Genomic DNA, 17,641 nt, shown 5'->3' with positions numbered 1-17,641 from the left:
CCCGTGTGGTGGGGGGTGGCCGCGGCGCTGCTCGCGAACGTGCTCTACAGCACCGGCTTCGTCCTGGAGAAGCGGGCGCTGAGCGCCATGCCGTCGGTGAGCGTGCGCAGGCCGCTGCGGCTGCTGCGGCAGGTGCTGGCCAGCCCGCTGTGGTTCGCGGGCTCGGTGGCGCTCGCCGCCGGGTTCGGCGCGCAGCTCGTGGTGTACCGCACGCTGCCGATCGCCGCCGCGCAGGGCATCTTCGTCTCCGGCCTGGTCCTGCTGCTCCTGCTGTCCTCGCTGCTGCTCGGGGAGCGGACCTCGGGGCGCGAGCGGTTCGCGGTCGGCGGGATCCTCGCCGCGCTGCTGATGGTCGTGCTGTCCCTGAAGGAGCACGGCGACGGCGCGGACACCGTGGGCCACGAGGCACCCGTCTACCTGGTCCTCACCGTGTGCCTGCCGTCGCTGGCGCTCGGCGTGTGGCTGTACGCCCACGGGGAGCGCCGCGCGCGGCGGCCGCACCGGCAGCCGTCGTCGGGCGTGGAGTACGGCGTGGGCGTGGGCCTGCTGTACGGGGTCAGCTCGCTGGCCATCAAGGGCGTGTCCAGCTCGCTCACCGACGACGGCCTTGGCGGCGCGCTGCTCGGCCTGCTGCGCTCCCCGTACCCGTATCTGCTGCTGTTCACCGGCGCGTTCGGCCTGGTCATGTCGCAGGCGGCGCTCCAGCGGTGCCGGGCGTCGCTGATCGTGCCGGTGTGCACGACGGTGACGTCGCTGTTCACGGCGGTGCTCGGGACGCTGGCGTTCGGCGAGGCACTGCCGGACGAACCGGCACGCCTTGCGCTGCGGGTCGCGGGCACGGGGCTCGCGGTGGCGGTGCTCCTGGTGATGCCCAAGCACGACGAGGCGCCGCCGTCCGGCGCCGCCGGGACCGGACCGACCGTACCTCCGAAGGAGTTGACCTCCGGATGAACCGCTGACTGGACCGCCGGACGAACCTCCGGATGAACCTCCGGATGAACCTCCGGATGACAGAGGCCTCCGCACGACAGAGGAGCTGACCCCCACATGACCCCCGACGACCCCCTCCTGAAGATCCTGGCCTGCCCTTTGGACAAGGGCCCGCTGACGCTGCTGATGCCCGACGAGTCCCTCGTACCGGAACAGGCCCTGTACAACCCCCGGTTGCGCCGCCGCTACCCCATCGTCGACGGGGTGCCGCAGCTGCTGCCGTCCTCCGGGGAGCAGCTCACGGAGGACGAGCACGAGCGGCTGCTGAAGCGGATCGCGCCGTGACGGGCGGGACCGCCGAGACGGCTGGGTCGGCCGGGACGGAGCCCTCGGGGGCGGGCCCGCCCGACGCCGCGCACCGGACGCTGGCCGCCCGCGTCGCGCCGCGCCTGCCCACCCGGGCCGTGGCCGCGCTCGCCCGGCTCGTCTACCCCCGCTTCGAACCGGAGCTGGCCCGCCTGCCCGAGCTGTGCCCGCCGGACTGCGGCACCGCCGTGGACGTCGGCAGCTGGTACGGGCCCTGGTCGCGCCGCCTCGCCGCCCGCGCCCGGCGCGTGGTGGCCGTCGAGCCCGTGCCGCACCTGGCCCGCGCGCTCGCCGCCGCCGCGCCCGCCAACGTCCGCGTCGTCCAGGCCGCGGCCAGCGACCGCCCCGGCACCGCCCGCCTGTGGCTGCCCCGCGGCGACCGGGGCGACCGGGGCGTGTCCTCGCTGGTGCGGCGCGACGAGGTGCACACCGCCGCCGTGGAGGTGCCCTGCCTCACGCTGGACGGGCTCGGCCTGCGCGACGTGCGCTTCATCAAGATCGACGTGGACGGGGCGGAGCTGCCGGTGCTGCGCGGCGCCCGCGGACTGCTCACCCGTGACCGGCCCGCGCTCTTCGTCGAGCTGGAGACCCGCATCCAGCCCATCGCCCCCGTCGTGGACTTCCTGGCCTCGGAGCACGGCTACCGCGGCTGGGTGCTGCCGGGCGCCGCCTGGCTGCCGCTCGACGCCTTCGACCTGGCGGCGCACCAGCGCGCCACGGCGCACGTCGTCGCGCAGGGCCTGCTGCGGCGCGTCCTCACGCCGAGACGCCCCCGGTATGTGAACTCGGTGCTGTTCCTGCCGGACGGCCGCCGTCCGCGCGGCCCGGTGATGCGCGACGATGGAGCACATGCCGCCCGCTAGCTCCGCCGCCGCGCCCTTCACCCCCCTCGACTTCCAGCTGGTCCTCCTGCGCCGCATGGCCGACCACAACCCGGTCCTCGTCGAGGACGCCCGCCGCGAACTGGGCGCGTCCGTCGCCGACATGCGCGAGGCGAACCGCCGCTGGCAGGCGATGCTGCACTCCCGCCGTGCCCGCGCCGCCGTCTCCCGCTACCGCTCGGTCCTCGGCGAGCCGGAGGCGACCGTGCGGCGGCCGGTCGGCGACCTCACGTGCGAGGCCCTCCTGTGGCCCGTACCGCTCTGGCCCGACCTGCGCTTCGAGGTCCTGCTCGCGCCGAACAACGCGGTCTGGAACGAGTGGCTGATCCGCGCCCCCGGCGCGCCCGCCCCCGCCCTGCGCACCCTCGCCGACCTCACCCCCTGGTCCTGCACGGTCGACGAGGCCGCCCGCGCCTTCGCCCCCGCCCGGCCCCTGGAGGGCACGGCCCCCACCCGCTGGCGCCTCGCCTTCACCGCCCCGGACGCGGACACCGGCGAACCCCGCCCCTGCGTGGCGGAGTTCACCTGGGGCCTCCTCCAGCGGGTGTCCTTCCCGACCGGGTGACCCCCTGGCACCCCCGTGAATTGCCGCTTCGCGGCTCGTCCTCAAACGCCGGACGGGCTGGATCCAGCCCACCCGCCCCGGAGGGGGCGGGTGGGCGGAGAACATCCGCCGCGAAGCGGCGGATCACGGAGAGCCGAACACGGCGAGCAAGCGCGTGACCCAGCCCGTCCGGCGTTTGAGGACGAGGCGCGAAGCGCCCATCAAGCGGTGCCGGGCGCCCACGCCAGGGAGTGGCACCGCCCGTCGCTGGATAGGTTGGCGGCGGACCCGCACACGTCGCGCCTATGAGGAGCCCGCCCGTGGAACCCGAACCCCTCTTCCCCGCCCTGACCGGCACCCCCGCCTCCGGGCCCGCGCTGCGGTTCGGTGACCGCGCGCTGACGTACGCCGAACTGGCCGCGGCGGCGGGGGCGGTGGCGGCGCGGCTGACGGGCGCGGGCGCCGCGCGCGTGGCCGTGTGGGCGACGCCCACGCTGGAGACGGCGGTCGGCGTGGTGGGCGCGCTGCTCGCGGGGGTGCCCGCGGTGCCGCTCAACCCGAAGTCGGGGGACGCCGAGCTGGGCCACATCGTGCGGGACAGCGAACCGTCCGCGGTGCTGGCGGCGCCGGGCGACGAACTGCCGGGCGCGCTCGGCGCGCTGGACCGCGTCGACGTGGCGGTGAGCGGCGGCGAACCCCTGGCCCCCGCCCCGGCGCACGCCCCCGGCGCCCCCGCCCTGATCGTGTACACCTCCGGGACCACGGGCCCGCCCAAGGGCGTCGTCCTGCCGCGCCGCGCGCTCTCCGCGACGCTGGACGCGCTGGCCGACGCCTGGGAGTGGACCGGCGACGACGTCCTCGTGCACGGCCTGCCCCTGTTCCACGTACACGGCCTGATCCTCGGCGTCCTGGGCCCGTTGCGGCGCGGCGGCTCGGTGCGGCACCTGGGGCGGTTCAGCACACAGGGCGTGGCCCGCGAGCTGTCCGGGGGCGCCACGATGCTGTTCGGCGTCCCCACCATGTACCACCGCCTGGCCGAGGCCCTGCCCGACCAGCCGGGGCTGGTCAAGGCCCTGGCCGGGGCGCGGCTCCTCGTCTCCGGGTCCGCCGCGCTGCCCGTCCACGACCACGAGCGCATCACGTCCGCGACGGGGCGCCGCGTCATCGAGCGGTACGGGATGACGGAGACCCTGATGAACACCAGCGTCCGCGCGGACGGCGTCCCGCGCGCGGGCACCGTGGGCGTGCCGCTGCCCGGCGTCGAACTGCGCCTCGTCGACGAGGCGGACCAGGAGCTGCCGCCCGGCCCCGAGGCCGTCGGCGAGATCCAGGTCCGCGGCCCGAACCTGTTCACCGAGTACCTGAACCGGCCCGACGCCACCGCCGCCGCCTTCGCCCCCGGCGGCTGGTTCCGCACCGGCGACATGGCGGTGCGCGACCCCGACGGGTATGTGCGCATCGTGGGGCGCAAGGCCACCGACCTCATCAAGAGCGGGGGGTACAAGATCGGGGCCGGGGAGATCGAGAACGCCCTCCTCGAACACGAGGGGGTGCGGGAGGCCGCCGTCACCGGCGAGCCGGACCCCGACCTCGGGGAGCGCGTCGTCGCCTGGGTCGTCCCCGCGGACCCTGGGCGGGCGCCGTCGCTCGACGAGCTCGCCGCGCATGTGGCGGCGCGGCTGGCTCCGCACAAGCGACCGCGGGTCCTCCACTGCGTGGAGGCGCTGCCTCGGAACGACATGGGGAAGGTGCTGAAGCGCGCGCTGGGCTGACCCTGGGGCCAGCCCCCTGGCACCCCGACAAGCCTCGGCCTGACGGCCTCGTCCTCACACGCCGGACGGGCTTGTTGTGTTCTGCGGCGCCGTTCGTGGGCTCCGCCGCTTCGCGGCGGATTTTCCCCGCCCACCCGCCCCTTTTCAGCGGCGGGTGGGCGGGGAGATAGCCCGCCCGGCGGGGGCTAGCGGACGCCCGCTCCCCGTACGATCTCCTGTCTCACCGAACCGCCCCGGTCGTCCTTGGCCGAGGCGCGGAAGGAGATGGCCGGTGCGTCCCGGGGGACGCGGAGCTTGCCGGTCCAGGCGGCCCCGGCGCGCTTCAGGGGGACCGCGTGCCAGGACGCGCCGTCGTCGTAGGAGACGGCGAGGGACGCGGACCCGATCCGCCCGGTGCCGGTCGCGCCGCGCACGTACTCAGCCGAGAGGCCGACGGGGACGGCGCGGCCGCCGCGGACGTCGCCGTGGAGGTCGGTCGGGACGTCGAAGCCGAGGTTGAGCATCGGCAGGAACGTGGCGCGGCCTTCGGGGGTGCGGGCCGAGCGGACGGTCCACTCCGAGTGGGCCCTGGTGGCGAGGCGCCAGCGCGCCGGGTCCAGGGTGGTGTCCGTCTCGACCTTGTAGGTGCGTTCCTCGGGCGCCGCGTCCCACACGTACACGCCGGAGCTGTTCTTGCGCTCGACCAGCTCCCCGTCGGCGTACACCGCGGTGGTCTGCGTCATGGAGTCATCGCTCCACACGTCGCCGAAGCCGGTGTGGTCGGGGCCCGAGTCGCCCCAGCCGGGGGTGTTGAAGGCCAGGTCGTCGCCGGTGCGCTGCTGGCCCCAGCCGAGGCCGGTGCCGAGCCAGGGGTGCCAGACCGGCTTGAACCAGTCGAGGCCGGTGCGCTTGCCGGGCCGGTAGGCGACGAGGCCGCCGCGCTGTTCGAGGGAGGTCGGGCCGGTGGTGACGGACTCGTGCCACCGGCGGGCCCCGCCCGCGGCGACGTAGTCGGTGCGCTCGGCCGGGTAGGCGACGCGCTCGGGGAAGCCAAGGCCGACGCGGAAGGTGTCGGTGAGGGAGTAGCGGAACTCGCCGCCCGTCTCCGGCTCGCGGGACGGGGCGTGGAAGGCGGTGTCCAGGACGGCCAGTTCGCGCGCGGCGGGCGCGTAGGTGAGGGCGCGGTCCGGGATCGCCCCGGTGTGGCCGTGCTCCAGGTCGTACACGTACGGGGTGTACGGGGTGCCGGTGGCCGTCACGGTGCGGCCCGCGCGGGCGGCGGCGCGCAGCTTCGCGCCGTCCGCCGCGTTCACGGTGGCGATCGTCAGCGGCCGGTCCTGGTTGTCGTCGGTGCCGAACCAGGCGTTGAGGCGGCCGGGCACGTCGTCGGTGACGTACAGGGCCTTGGCGCCCGCGTCCTGCGCGGCCTGCGCGAGCTGGGCGGGGCCCGGCTGACCGGCGGCGCCGGTGCGGCGGACGACGGCCGCCTTGCCGCGGACGTCCTTGCCCGCGTACGCGGCCGGGGTGCCGTCCCCGGCGTCGACGAGCTTCAGCCGGGTGCGGCCCTCGGTGACGGTGCCGCCGGGCTGCGCCACGGCCTCGCCGACGCCCCGGACGTCCACGACGGGCTTGCCGAGCCGCCACACCGTGCGGTACTCGAAGCGGCCCTGGCGCACCTTCCCGGTGGGCGCGGCGAAGACGCTGTCGTACCGCACGGGCACCTGCACCGCGCCCTGGTAGGCGGAGCCGTTCGCGGTGCGGTCGAACTCCATGATGAGCTGCCGGGTCTCGGAGCGGCGCGGCACCTTCGCCGTGACCTCCCTCAACTCACGTGCGTCCAGGGTGACTTCGCGGTCGCGGTCCAGGGTGACCTCGGGGGCGGCGAGGAAGCCGAGGCCGAGGGAGTCCTCGCCGTGGCTGCCGCGCACGTCGAGGAAGGTGGACAGGGCGTACGCGCCGGGGGCAGGCGCAGCTTCAGCTCGCCGCTGTCGCCGACCGGCGCCGGATACGCGTCGCCGTTCTCCACCAGCGGCTGCACCACCAGGTGCGCGGGGCTCGCGGCGCCGTCGCGGTCCTTGACGCGGACCGTGAGGGTGTACCGCTCCTCCTCCTTGACCAGGCCGAACGCGGTGTGCGCGACCTCCTTGCCGCCCGCGCGCGCGACGATCCGGCCGCTGGTCTGCCCGACCGGGGCCCCGCGCCGTCGCCGGTGACGGTGGTGGTGGCGGTGCCGTGCGCGGGCACGGTCAGCTTCGGGTCGGCGATCCGCGCCACGCCGTCGGCGGCGCCCTCGGCGGTCAGGGTCAACTCCACCGTTTCGTCGGTGGAGTTGGTGTACGTGAGGGTGCGGGTGACCGGCTTGTTGTCGTCGTACGGCCAGCGGTAGAAGCCGAGGTCGGCGCTGCCGGTGGCGGTGACCGGAGCGGCGAGCGCGGACGGCACGTCGACGCGGCCCGCGCCCAGCGCGTACGCCGACGCGTCCAGGCGGTGGGACGTCGACATCAGCGCGTCCTTGAGCTGCCGCCCGCTCCAGTCGGGGTGCCGCTCGGCGAGCAGGGCGGCGACGCCCGCGACATGCGGTGTCGCCATCGACGTACCGCTCATGGCGGTGTACGGACCCTCGCCGGACGCCAGGTGGGAGCGGGCCGCGAGGATGTCGACGCCGGGTGCGGACAGGTCGGGCTTGAGGGCGTTGTCGCCGAAGCGGGGGCCCTGGCTGGTGAAGTACGCGGCCCGGTCGGCGGAGTCGACGGCGCCGACGGCGAGCGAGGCGTCGGCCGCCGCGGGGGAGCCGATGGAGGAGGGCGCGCCGGTGTTGCCCGCGGCGATGACGAACAGCGTGCCGGTCTCCTTGGAGAGGCTGTTGACGGCGGCGGCCATCGGGTCGGTGCCGTCGCTCGGCTCCGACGAGCCGAGGCTCATGGACACGATCCTCGCGTCCACGTCCCTGGCCGCCCACTCCATGCCCGCGACGATCTGCGACTCGCTGCCGAAGCCGTCGTCGCTGAGCACCTTGCCGACGGCGAGGTCGGCGCCGGGCGCGACGCCCTTCTCCTTGCCGTCGGACGCGGCGCCGCTGCCGCCGACGGTGGAGGTGACGTGCGTGCCGTGGCCGTCGCGGTCGGCGACCTCCTCACCGGGGATGAAGCTCTTGGCCGCGCTGACGCGGTCCTTCAGGTCGGGGTGCGTGGCGTCGACACCGGTGTCGAGGACCGCCACCTTCACGCCCTTGCCGGTGAGCCCGGCCTCCCAGGCCTTGGGGGTGCCGATCTGGGCGTTGCTCTCGGCCATGTCCGCCTTGACCCGGCCGTCGAGCCAGATCTTGGCGATGCCGTCGCGCAGCGCGCGGGGGCTCTTGGGCGTGGTGACGGCGCGCCAGAAGGCGGTGCCCGGGGCGGCCTTGACGGCGGTGGCGCGGATGCTGGGCAGGGCGCGGACCGCGCGGGTGCCGGGCGGGGCGCTGGCGCCACCGCGGGCGGCCCGCCGCTTGTCGTACGTGTCCTTCTTGTACGTGACGATCAGGGGCGTCGCCCCGGAGTTCTCGGTGCCCTTGGCGTCCTTGGCTTTGGCGTCCTTGGCTTTGGCGTCCTTGCCGCGCGTGGTGCCGAGGCCCTGGCGTATCAACTCCGTGACGTCGAACAGTCGTTCGTCCAGGACGCCCGCGTCCAGATACGGGCGGGCCTCGTCCGGCACGACGGTGACGCGGCCGTCGCTGACCTCGGTGCGGACAGCGCCGTGCGCGCCGCGCGGGCGGTCCACGGTGACGGTCTGCCTGCCGCCGCCGAGGGGGGTGACGGTGACCTTGTCACCGGTGACGAGGGTGACGGTGTGCGCGGCGGACGGGCGGGGCGGGGCGGCCTGGCGTCCGGTGCCGCGCGCGCCGTCCGCGGCGGTGGCCGTCGCGAGGGAGGTGGCGGTCAGTCCGGCCGGGAGCAGGGTGAGCGTGAGCCCGGCGGTCAGGAGTCGGCGTCCGGCTCTTCGGGAGCGCCGCGTACGGGATCGCTGCATGAAGCCTGCCTCTCTGGGGCGGTTCGTCGGCACGGCCGGATCGGGGGCATCCGGGTGCTGGGAGAAGTGTCAGTCCGCTTGTGTTAAGGGAGAGTTGCACGGGGCTGGCGGGAAGCTGCCAGGGCGGCTTTCCGCCAGGGGTCCGGTCGGCAAGAATGTGGGCGGGTTTCCCATGGATCTCTACGGGGGCGCGATGGAAGGTCTGGTGCAGTTCACGACGGAGGACGGCGCGCGGGTGGTCGTCGCCGACGCCACCGACGACGCGTCGGGCGCGCGGCTCGTCGCACGGGGCGACGGCCCCACGCAGGCCGCCCGCACCTTCGAGGCGTCCCTGGCGGGGGCGCGGGCCGCCGCCGCGTCGGCCCTGCGGACCTTCCGCGACGGCAGCCTGCGGCCGGACGCCGTGGAGATCGAGTTCGGCGTCCGCATGACGGCGGAGACCGGTGCGGTCCTGGTGAAGGGCTCGGCGGAGGGGCACCTGCTGGTCCGGCTGTCGTGGTCGCCCCAGGGGGCTTCCGACGGGGGCGCGCGGGGGGCTTCCGACGCGCACGTCCAGGCAGGATCCGGCGCCAACGCCCAGACAGGTTCCGGCGCGCACGCCCAGGCAGGCCCCGGCGCCAACGCCCAGGCGGGTTCCGGCGCGCACGCCCAGACAGGACCCGGCGCCAACGCCCAAGCAGGCCCCGGCACACACGCCCAGGGTTCCGGCACCAACACCCAAGCAGGCCCCAACACGCACGCCCAGACAAGACCCGGCACCAACACCCAGACGGGTCCCGGGACACACGCCCAGGCAGGCCCCGGCCCCCACGCCCAAGCAGCTCCCGACACACACGCCCAGACAGACCCCGGCACCCACGCCCAAGCAGCCGCCCCGCGCGCCGCGTCCGTCGCGTCCGTCGCGTCCGTCGCGTCCGGCGCGTCCGTCGCGTCCGGCGCGTCCGTCGCGTCCGGCGCGTCCGTCGCGTCCGGCGGCGCGGTGCCCGCTGCCGCCGCCAGTGACCCGCCCGCGTACGGGCCGTCCGGCGCCGCCGCCCCGGAGCCCCCGTCCGGCTCATGAGCAGCACGTCCTGGCACGCCCGCGTGGAGTGCGGCCGCGAGCGGGGCGCGGGGTTCCTCGTGTCGGAGCGGCACGTGCTGACGTGCGCGCACGTCGTACGGGACCACGCGGCCGCCCCGGTCGCCGTGTCCTTCCCGCACCGCAAGGACCTGGGCGAGGTCGGCGCGGCCGTCGAAGCGCACGGCGGCTGGGACGGCCCCGGCGCCGACCCCGGCGACCTCGCCGTCCTCGAACTCGACAGGCCCGTCCCGATCGCGCCCGCCGCCTTCGCGCCGCCCGACCACGCCTACGCCGAGCCCCGGCCGCGCCTGGTCGCGTACGGCTTCCCGCGCGGCTACGAAGAGGGCACCCTCGCCGAGTACCGCGCCACCGCCGCCCAGTTGATCGCCGACGAGTGGGTGCAGCTCGAAGCGTGGAGCGCCCACGGGCAGCCGCTCGCGCCGGGCTTCAGCGGCGCCGCGGTGGCCCTCGCGGAGAGCGGGCTCGTCGTCGGCATGGTCGCGGCGGCGGCCGGGGCGGCCGGGGTGCGCAACGGGCGGATGCTGCCCGCCCCGGTCATGGCCCGCTACTGGCCCCGGCTCGCCGAGCTGATCCCCGCCCCCGGTGGGCAGGAGCGGGCGGCGCTGCACCGGCTGCGGGACCTCGTGGAGCGGGCGGGCAAGGAGCCGGGGGCCGTGGGCGCCCCGGAGCGGCTCTACCGGGACGCGGTGGGGCCGCTGGGCCCGCCGGTGCCGCCGGGCGGCTTCGGCTCGCTGTGGTCGGCGGCCTGGTACGTGGTGTCGGAGGTGGACGTGCCGGGGGCCGTGGAGCGGTTCGCGGACCGGCTCGCGGCGCTCCTGGACGCCTCCGGCGCGCAGGGCCCGGCACCGGCGCGGGGCGGTGGCGGCGGTGCCGGACCCTGCGCGCCCGCCTGGTCGCCCATCGTCGTCGAGCTGGCCCACAGCGGCGCGGGCGGCGACCAGGTCCTCGTCGAGGTGTCCGCGAGCCGCGAAGGGCGCCGCCACCCGGTGGGGTCGCGGACGCTTCCCCGCGGCCAGGTGCGCCGCTACGTCCAGGAGTGCGTCGACGAGGCGTTCGGGCACCTGGCGCCGGGCGCCGACGAGCTGATCGTGTTCGTGCTGCCCCGGGACTGGCTGAACGAGCCCGTGGCGCGCTGGGAGCGCAGCGCCCACGACGCGACGCCGCTCGGCTGCTCGTACCCGCTGGTGGTCACCGACCGCTCGCGGCGCGCGGGCGGCCTGCGGCACCAGCTCGCCCGCAAGTGGGACCGGCTCGACGGCAAGGCCACGACAGCCGTGCACCGGGTGGCGTGCGACGGCGCCGAGAAGCCGAACCAGCTCCGGTACCGGCTCCGCCGCGACGAGGCCGACCTGACGGCCTTCGCCGCGCCGCCCGCGCCCCACCGCCCCCACTTCGACGCCTCCCTCAACGCCCCCGGGCCGGTGCTGCTGTGGGCCCGGGAGGGCTGCGCGCACACGGCGGACGGCACACCGCCCGGCGCCGCCGGGCAGGAGCGCGGGGAGCGCCCCGGAACCGGGCACCACACAGGCCCAGGGCACCCCGCGGGCCAAGGGCACCCGGCCGACCGGCCCCACCCCGCCCCCGAGTCCGCCCCGGCACCGTCGCCGCGCCCCCACGAGGAGTGCACCGCCTTCCTCGACGCCGTCGTCGCCCACCTGTCCACCCTGCCGCCCGCCGAACTCCCCCGGCACGTCCTGGCGTTGCGCGAGAGCGCCGACGCCGAGGACGAACCGGAGCGGCACTGGGCGCGGGACGTGCAGCTGCTGTGGGACGATCCGCGCCGCATCCCCGACGCCGTCGCCGCCCCGCTGCGCTCCCCCGTCGCCTGACCCGACCGCACCCTACGGAGGTCGCATGTCCCTGTGGCCCGTCTACACCGGCTCCGGAGAGCCGCACGACGGCATCGAGCAGCTGCCGCCGCCCCCTCCGTGGCGCGCCTTCGACGGCGGCCCCGTCCTTCCGCCCCCGCCCGCCGGAGGCGGCACGGCGTCCCCGGACCGCGCGCACCGCGCCCGCACCTACCGCGCCACCCCCGAGTGCGTCCAACTGGTCAACGCCGCCCTGTACTTGCGCCGCCCCCTGCTGGTGACGGGCCCGCCCGGCAGCGGCAAGTCCAGCCTCGCCTACGCGGTGGCGCGCGAGCTGGGCCTCGGCCCCGTACTCCGCTGGAACATCACGAGCCGCAGCACCCTGCACGACGGGCTCTACCAGTACGACCCGCTGTCGCGCCTGTACGCCGCCGGGCGCGCCCACGGCGCCGGGGTGCCGGACGGCGTGGACCGCGCGGGCATCGGGGACCACCTGCGCCTCGGCCCGCTCGGCACCGCCCTGCTGCCGTACGCCCGCCCCCGCGCCCTGCTCATCGACGAGATCGACAAGAGCGACCTGGACCTGCCGAACGACCTGCTGAACGTCCTGGAGGAGGGCCAGTACGAGATCCCGGAGCTGGTCCGGATCGCCCGGCACACCCCGACCGCAGCGCTGCTGCCCGACGGCGCCGACGGCACGGCGGAGCCCGTCACCGTCGAGCACGGCCGGGTGCGCTGCCGCGCCTTCCCGTTCGTGGTGCTCACCAGCAACGGCGAGCGCGAGTTCCCGCCCGCGTTCCTGCGGCGCTGCGTGGCGCTGCGGCTGCGCCAGCCGCACGGCGAGCACCTGGAGGAGATCGTCCGCGCCCACCTGGGCGAGCCGGACGCGTACGCGCACGAACTGATCGACCGCTTCCTCCAGCGCGGCAGCGGCGGCGAACTCGCCACCGACCAGCTCCTCAACGCCCTCTACCTCACGGGTGCGGCGGGCCTCACCGCGTCGTCGCGCGACGACCTGGCGGCGCTGCTCATGCCGTACCTGAGCGCGGACGCGGGCGGCGCGGCGGCCGACCAGGGGTCCGATGCCGCCTTCTGACTCCGCCGCGCCCGGCCCCGCGCCAGGCCCCGCGTCCGGCCCCGCGTCCGGCCCCGCGTCCGCCGCCGCGTCCGTCGACCGGCTCGCCGCCGTGCTCGCCGCCGCGCGCCGCGGCCCCGGCCCCTCGGCGGAGGAGCTGGCCGAAGTGCTGTGGCTGGCCCGGCACTTGGGGCAGCGCTCGGCACCCGGCGAACCGCCCGCGCCCCGCACCGAGGACGCGCCCCGCGACGCACCGCCCCCAGCGCCGCCCCCGCCCCCACCGGAAGCTCCGCACCCCCCGGCGCCCCCGCCCACCGGCCGTGTCCCGCTGCACCTGCCGCCCGCGCCGCCACGGGACAGCGCCCCCGCGGCGCGGCCCGGCGGCGGGGCCCCGCTGCGCGTTCCCGTCCCGCCGATGCTCCCCCACCCGCTCGCCCTCCAGCGCGCCCTGCGCCCGCTGGGCCTCCGTGTGCCCGCGCCGGACCGGCGGGTCCTCGACGAGGGCGCCACCGCCCACCGCATCGCCGCGCTCGGCGCGCACCCGCGCGTCTGGCTGCCGGTGCTCCGCCCGGCGGACGAGCGCTGGCTCAGGCTCTGCCTGGTGTACGACGACGGGCCCACGATGCCCATGTGGCGGCCCCTGGTGCGCGAACTGCACACCGCGCTCGCCCAGTCGGGCCTGTTCCGCACGGTGGAACTGCACCGGGCGGCGCCCGACGGGACGGTTCCCGCGCGGGCCGCCGAGGTGCCCGCGACCGGCCGCACCGCCGCGCTCGTCGTCAGCGACTGCATGGGCCCGCAGTGGCGCCCCGGCCCGGCGGGCCGCCGCTGGCGGCGGACACTGAGCCGCTGGGCCGCGCGGCTGCCGCTGGCCGTGCTCCAGCCGCTGCCGGAACGCCTGTGGCCCACCACGGCGTTCCCCGGCGCGCCGGGCCTCCTCAGCGCCCCGCACGCGGCGGCGCCCTCGGCGCTGCTCGACTTCGCCCCGTACGACGCCCCGGGCGCGGCGCCCGCCGGGGCGGTGCCGGTGCCGGTCCTGGAGGTCGCGCCCGCGTGGCTGTCCCACTGGGCGGCGCTGGTCGCCGACGCGGGGCGGCGCCGACTGCCGGGCGCGGCGGCCTGGTTGGGCGCCCCCACCGAGGACGCGCCGCCCCGCGAGGACGTCACGCTCCTGTCCCCCGAGGAACTCGTCCTGCGCTTCCGCTCCACCGCATCCCCGAGGCGTTCCGCCTCGCCGGTCACCTCGCCGTCGGCGAACCCCACCTGCCCCTGATGCGCCTCGTCCACGCCGCCGTCTCCCCCTGCCCCCGCCCCCAGCACCTCGCGGAGGTCGTCCTCAGCGGCATGCTCACCGAGGTCCCGGGCGCGGCCCCCGGCGCGTACGCCTTCCGCGAGGGCGTACGGGACGTCCTCCTCGGCACGCTGCCGCGCACCGCGCGCGGGCGCACCCGGCACCTCCTGGCCCGCGTGGGCGGGTTGATCGACGAGCGGGCGGGGGTGACGCCGGGGGTGCTGCGGGCGGTCGCTGGCGGGGGCGCGCAGGGCGGGGAGCCGTTCGCGGAGGTGAGCGAGGACAGCGCCCGGCGGCTGGCCGGGGGGCGGCGCAGGCTCTTCGCGGGGCGGTACCGGTTGCTGCACCGAATGACGTCGGCGCGTGTGTGGCTGGCGGAGGACACGCTGAACGACCGCGTAAGGGTGCTCATCCAGACCTATCCCTTCGAGGTGCGGTCGGAGACCATCCTGCGGAACGCCCGGCTACTCAGCCTCGTCCACCATCCCGGCGTAGCCACCGTCACGGACTACGGCAGGCACGGCGGCGTCCCTTACGTGGTACAGCAGTTCGTCGACGGAATCAGTCTGCGGGAGCTGCTGCGTGAGGCGCCGCAGGGCCTGCCCGCCGAACGCGTTCTGTCCTTGGTTCCGGCCATCGCCGAAGCGGTGGCCGTACTGCACGACCATGGCATCCGGCACGGCGCCCTGAACCCCCATCACGTGTACGTCACCCCGACAGGGCCCGTTCTGACGGTCCTGGATGAGACGCCGCTGGGAACGGCAAGCCGCGCGGATGACTTCCGCGCACTTGGGGAACTGGTCCGCGAGGCATGTCTGGGCACGAGCGCCCCTGACGGCGCGCCCGACTCGTCTGCGAGGTTGCCTGATTGGCTGCGCCAGGACCTGGCGGCGGCATTGTGGGGCCTCGCTCACCAGCGTCCGGACAGCCAACTCCATGGGTTCAACCAACTGCGCCTCCTGGCACGGGGGCGGCACCGCTACCGCCTTCTCGGCCCGGTCCACGTGATGCAGGACGAGCACCCGCTGGTGATCGGATCCCCAGGCGCGCAGGCTGTCCTCTGCATGCTGCTCCTCCACGGAAAGGGCGGCACCGTCACCAGCGCCGAACTGATTCGAGGCTTGTGGTCCAGCCGCCCCCCATCACATCCCGACCACACCCTCCGGTCCCATGTGTCACACCTGAACGCGGTGTTGGGCGCCCATACCATCGTGCGCCACAGGGACGGCTACGCCCTCCCGCTCGACGCCAGGCGCGGTCTCGACGTCATCGACGTCTTCCAGTTCCAACGGCTCGGCGCAGGCGCGGCGGCGGCCCGCACCGCGGGCGAGACGGGCCGCGCGCACGACCTCGCGCGGTCCGCGCTCGCTCTGTGGCGCGGCGAGCCCCTACAGGGCGTCCCCGGCCCCGCAGCCCGGGGCAACCGTGCGGAACTGCTCGATCTCCACAACCGGCTACGCGGCATGCTTCCCCACCCACCACCCTCTCCTTCTCCTTCGCCGCGCGACCCGGCTGGCAGGCCGACACCCTGATGAAGCTCAGCCGGGCGGTGTCCGAGGTGCTCGGGCGAGCGGGCGTGGCGCCGGAGCAGTTCGAGCTGCTGCCGCGCGAGCGGGGCTGGGACGCGGAGGTCGGCGCCGAGGTGGCCGTGGGGCCGCTCGTCGCGGAGGTCCTGCGGGAACTCCCCGCACTCGTACGCAGGTTCAACGGGCTCGGCCTGATCGTCGCCGTCGACGTGCGGCCCCCGTCGGCGCTGCCGGGGCCCACCGACCACGCGACCGTCGTCATCCCGCGCGCCCTGCGGGACACGGTGGCCGACCCGCGCTTCCAGCCGTTCCCGGGGACGGACACCTGGTTCTGCCAGCTGCCCGCCGCGCCCGGCACCAGCCCCCTGGCGGTCACCCTGGCCGCCGCCAGCGCGGTCGTCCTGGGCTTCGACGGGACGCTGACCCGCCTGTACACGCCGGGCAGGGCCCGTGAGACCACGCTGCGGCTGCTCGCTTTCGTCGGAGAGCGGCGCGATCCCGAGGAGGCGTCCAGCGGACGGCCGATCGAGGGGACGTCGGAGTTCACGCACCCGCTCGACGTGCTGCGCGCGTTCGCCGACGAGGGCGCCGTCACGGGCGCGATGCACGCCGAGTTGGCGCAGTCCGAGCGGCAGGCGGTGCGGGACGCCGTGCCCGTACCGCACAGCGCCACGCTCGTCGAGACCCTGCGGGGCCGTGACTACCGGGTGGCCGTCGTCTCGGACGTGTCGGCGCGGACCGTCACCGCGTACGTGGCGGTACAAGGGCTCGGCATCCCGCCGGAGGGGCTGCTCGGCCGGGGTCCGGACACCCCGCAGCTGCTGCCGGACCCGGTCTGTCTGCGCCGGGCCCTGTGGCGCCTTGACGTTCCTCCGGAGCGGTGCGTGATGGTGGGCGCCACTGTGCCGGAGGCCATGGCGGCCTGGGCCACGGGCATCCCCTTCATCGGGCTCGCCCGCGACGACCGCACCCGGGAGGCCCTGCTGGCCGCCGGTGCCCGGCACACCGTGGCGTCGCTCGCGGAGGTCGTCGACGCCCTGCGGGCCGGGTGAGGTCAGGGGCGCGGGTCCCGGGCGTCGTACTGGAGGAAGGCCCGCCAGCGCGTCACAAGCAGGCCCACGGCCACCACGCACGCGACGCCGCCGCCGACGATCGCGACGGAGGGCGAGAAGGCGTCGCCGACCGTCCCGGCGAGGAAGTCGCCGAGCCGGGGGCCGCCCGCCACGACCACGATGAACACGCCCTGGAGGCGGCCGCGCATCGCGTCCGGCGTCGCCGCCTGGAGCATGGTGCCGCGGAACACCATGGAGATGGTGTCGGCGGCGCCCGCGAGGCCCAGGAAGAGCAGGCCGAGCCAGAGGTTCCGGGTGAGGCCGAAGACGGCGATGGCGGTGCCCCAGGCCGCCACGGACAGGGCGATGGCGAGCCCGTGCCGCCGGATCCGGCCGAGCCAGCCGGAGAACACGCTGCCGAGCAGCGCGCCCACCGCGGGCGCCGCCGCGAGCAGGCCCGCCGTGCCCGCGTCGCCGCCGTACCAGACGACGGCGACGGCGGGGAACAGCGCCCGGGGATGGGCGAGGACCATCGCGCACATGTCGGTGAAGAAGGTCATGCGGAGGTTGGGCCGGGTGGCGAGGAAGCGCAGGCCGTCGGCGACGGAGGCGCGCCGCCGCTTGCCGTCGGGCCCCTGGTCGCCCTCGCCGGGCCGCATCGGCGGCAGCTTCCACATCGCGTACAGCGCCGCCGTGAACGCCACCGCGTCGATCGTGTACGCGGCCTGGTAGCCCCACAGGCCGACGAGCAGGCCGCCGAGCATGGGGCCGACGGTGGTGCCGGACGTCGTCGTCAGGGAGTTCAGGGCGTTGGCGGCCGGGAGCTGCTCGGGCGGGAGGAGGCGGGGGATCATGGCCGTGCGGGCGGGCGAGTTCAGGGCGCCGCACATCGCCTGGAGCGCGACCACCCCGTACAGGAACCACACGTGGTGGAACCCGGCGAACGCCGCCACCGCGAGCGCGCACGACAGGCCCCACAGGCCCGCCGCCGAGTACAGGCCGAGCTTGCGGCGGTCCACGGTGTCGGCGATCGCGCCGCCGTACAGGCCGAAGACGACCAGCGGCACCAGCGAGCACAGGCCGACGAGCCCCACCGAGAAGCTGGAGCCGGTGATGTCGTACACCTGGAGCGACACCGCCAGCGCGGTCATCGCCTGCCCGACCCAGGAGATGGTGTTGCCGACCCACAGCCGCCGGTAGTCGGCGGAGGTCCGCAGCGGCGTCAGATCGGCGAGGATCCGCCGCTTGGGCGGGGCGGGCGCGGCGGTGTCGGGTATCTCGGGTTCGTCAGTCGCGTCTTCGGTCGATGCTCGTGTCACACGGGATGC

General features: G+C 76.0%; 12 protein-coding genes and 1 pseudogene. 11 read left to right on the top strand and 2 right to left on the bottom strand.

The features are described 5' to 3' along the window. Positions 1-3: 3 nt before the first annotated feature. From ACOBQU_RS27085 to ACOBQU_RS27065, 5 genes are all read left to right on the top strand, one after another. A complete protein-coding gene (locus tag ACOBQU_RS27085; RefSeq protein WP_423630386.1) occupies positions 4-951 on the top strand; it encodes a DMT family transporter in 948 nt (315 codons plus the stop codon). Positions 952-1,047: 96 nt separating this feature from the next. Next, positions 1,048-1,275, top strand: coding sequence for a Trm112 family protein (locus ACOBQU_RS27080; RefSeq protein WP_423630384.1), 228 nt, complete (start codon positions 1,048-1,050; stop codon positions 1,273-1,275). Between the two features lie 80 nt (positions 1,276-1,355). Continuing rightward, positions 1,356-2,159 carry an FkbM family methyltransferase gene (locus ACOBQU_RS27075; protein ID WP_423634737.1) on the top strand — a complete coding sequence of 268 codons (804 nt, stop codon included), beginning with the start codon at positions 1,356-1,358 and terminating at the stop codon, positions 2,157-2,159. After that, positions 2,137-2,742, top strand: a complete 606-nt coding sequence (locus ACOBQU_RS27070) for a hypothetical protein (protein ID WP_423630382.1) — start codon at positions 2,137-2,139, stop codon at positions 2,740-2,742. The genes ACOBQU_RS27075 and ACOBQU_RS27070 overlap by 23 nt, the downstream gene beginning before the upstream one ends. A gap of 284 nt (positions 2,743-3,026) precedes the next feature. Next, on the top strand, positions 3,027-4,493 hold the full coding sequence (locus tag ACOBQU_RS27065) for an acyl-CoA synthetase (protein WP_423630380.1): 1,467 nt from the start codon (positions 3,027-3,029) through the stop codon (positions 4,491-4,493). Positions 4,494-4,678: 185 nt separating this feature from the next. On the opposite strand, the pseudogene ACOBQU_RS27060 reads toward ACOBQU_RS27065, so the two are convergent. Then, positions 4,679-8,480 (bottom strand): annotated as a pseudogene (locus tag ACOBQU_RS27060) (S8 family serine peptidase). 172 nt (positions 8,481-8,652) lie between these two features. Between ACOBQU_RS27060 and ACOBQU_RS27055 the strand changes: the two are divergent. From ACOBQU_RS27055 to ACOBQU_RS27030, 6 genes are all read left to right on the top strand, one after another. Next, positions 8,653-9,540 carry a CU044_2847 family protein gene (locus ACOBQU_RS27055; protein ID WP_423630379.1) on the top strand — a complete coding sequence of 296 codons (888 nt, stop codon included), beginning with the start codon at positions 8,653-8,655 and terminating at the stop codon, positions 9,538-9,540. Next, entirely contained in the window at positions 9,537-11,390 is a 1,854-nt protein-coding gene (locus ACOBQU_RS27050) for a trypsin-like peptidase domain-containing protein (protein WP_423630377.1), read from the top strand. Before ACOBQU_RS27055 ends, ACOBQU_RS27050 begins: the two co-directional genes overlap by 4 nt. 25 nt (positions 11,391-11,415) lie before the next feature. Continuing rightward, positions 11,416-12,465 (top strand): AAA family ATPase, encoded by a 1,050-nt coding sequence (locus tag ACOBQU_RS27045; RefSeq protein ID WP_423630375.1) that lies wholly within the window; start codon positions 11,416-11,418, stop codon positions 12,463-12,465. Then, positions 12,452-13,717, top strand: a complete 1,266-nt coding sequence (locus ACOBQU_RS27040; RefSeq protein WP_423630373.1) for an SAV_2336 N-terminal domain-related protein — start codon at positions 12,452-12,454, stop codon at positions 13,715-13,717. The genes ACOBQU_RS27045 and ACOBQU_RS27040 overlap by 14 nt, the downstream gene beginning before the upstream one ends. A 71-nt stretch (positions 13,718-13,788) precedes the next feature. Next, entirely contained in the window at positions 13,789-15,267 is a 1,479-nt protein-coding gene (locus ACOBQU_RS27035; RefSeq protein WP_423630371.1) for a BTAD domain-containing putative transcriptional regulator, read from the top strand. Continuing rightward, the gene (locus ACOBQU_RS27030; RefSeq protein ID WP_423630369.1) at positions 15,267-16,313 is read left to right on the top strand and encodes an HAD family hydrolase; all 1,047 of its coding nucleotides are present in this window, start codon (positions 15,267-15,269) and stop codon (positions 16,311-16,313) included. The genes ACOBQU_RS27035 and ACOBQU_RS27030 overlap by 1 nt, the downstream gene beginning before the upstream one ends. Positions 16,314-16,315: 2 nt before the next feature. Here ACOBQU_RS27030 and ACOBQU_RS27025 read toward each other — a convergent pair whose 3' ends face one another. Beyond that, positions 16,316-17,590, bottom strand: a complete 1,275-nt coding sequence (locus ACOBQU_RS27025) for an MFS transporter (protein WP_423634735.1) — start codon at positions 17,588-17,590, stop codon at positions 16,316-16,318. Positions 17,591-17,641: the final 51 nt, after the last annotated feature.

This window comes from Streptomyces sp. G45 (assembly GCF_049542095.1).
In the GTDB taxonomy this organism is placed as follows: domain Bacteria; phylum Actinomycetota; class Actinomycetes; order Streptomycetales; family Streptomycetaceae; genus Streptomyces.
Note: the sequence above shows the minus strand (reverse complement) of the source record. Positions and strands in the feature narration are given on the sequence as shown.

Coding starts and splice junctions, on each gene's coding strand:
- ACOBQU_RS27045 (WP_423630375.1), top strand. CDS start 11,416: ATGTCCCTGTGGCCCGTCTACACCGGCTCCGGAGAGCCGCACGACGGC.
- ACOBQU_RS27080 (WP_423630384.1), top strand. CDS start 1,048: ATGACCCCCGACGACCCCCTCCTGAAGATCCTGGCCTGCCCTTTGGAC.
- ACOBQU_RS27055 (WP_423630379.1), top strand. CDS start 8,653: ATGGATCTCTACGGGGGCGCGATGGAAGGTCTGGTGCAGTTCACGACG.
- ACOBQU_RS27035 (WP_423630371.1), top strand. CDS start 13,789: ATGCTCACCGAGGTCCCGGGCGCGGCCCCCGGCGCGTACGCCTTCCGC.
- ACOBQU_RS27050 (WP_423630377.1), top strand. CDS start 9,537: ATGAGCAGCACGTCCTGGCACGCCCGCGTGGAGTGCGGCCGCGAGCGG.
- ACOBQU_RS27070 (WP_423630382.1), top strand. CDS start 2,137: ATGGAGCACATGCCGCCCGCTAGCTCCGCCGCCGCGCCCTTCACCCCC.
- ACOBQU_RS27065 (WP_423630380.1), top strand. CDS start 3,027: ATGAGGAGCCCGCCCGTGGAACCCGAACCCCTCTTCCCCGCCCTGACC.
- ACOBQU_RS27040 (WP_423630373.1), top strand. CDS start 12,452: ATGCCGCCTTCTGACTCCGCCGCGCCCGGCCCCGCGCCAGGCCCCGCG.
- ACOBQU_RS27030 (WP_423630369.1), top strand. CDS start 15,267: ATGAAGCTCAGCCGGGCGGTGTCCGAGGTGCTCGGGCGAGCGGGCGTG.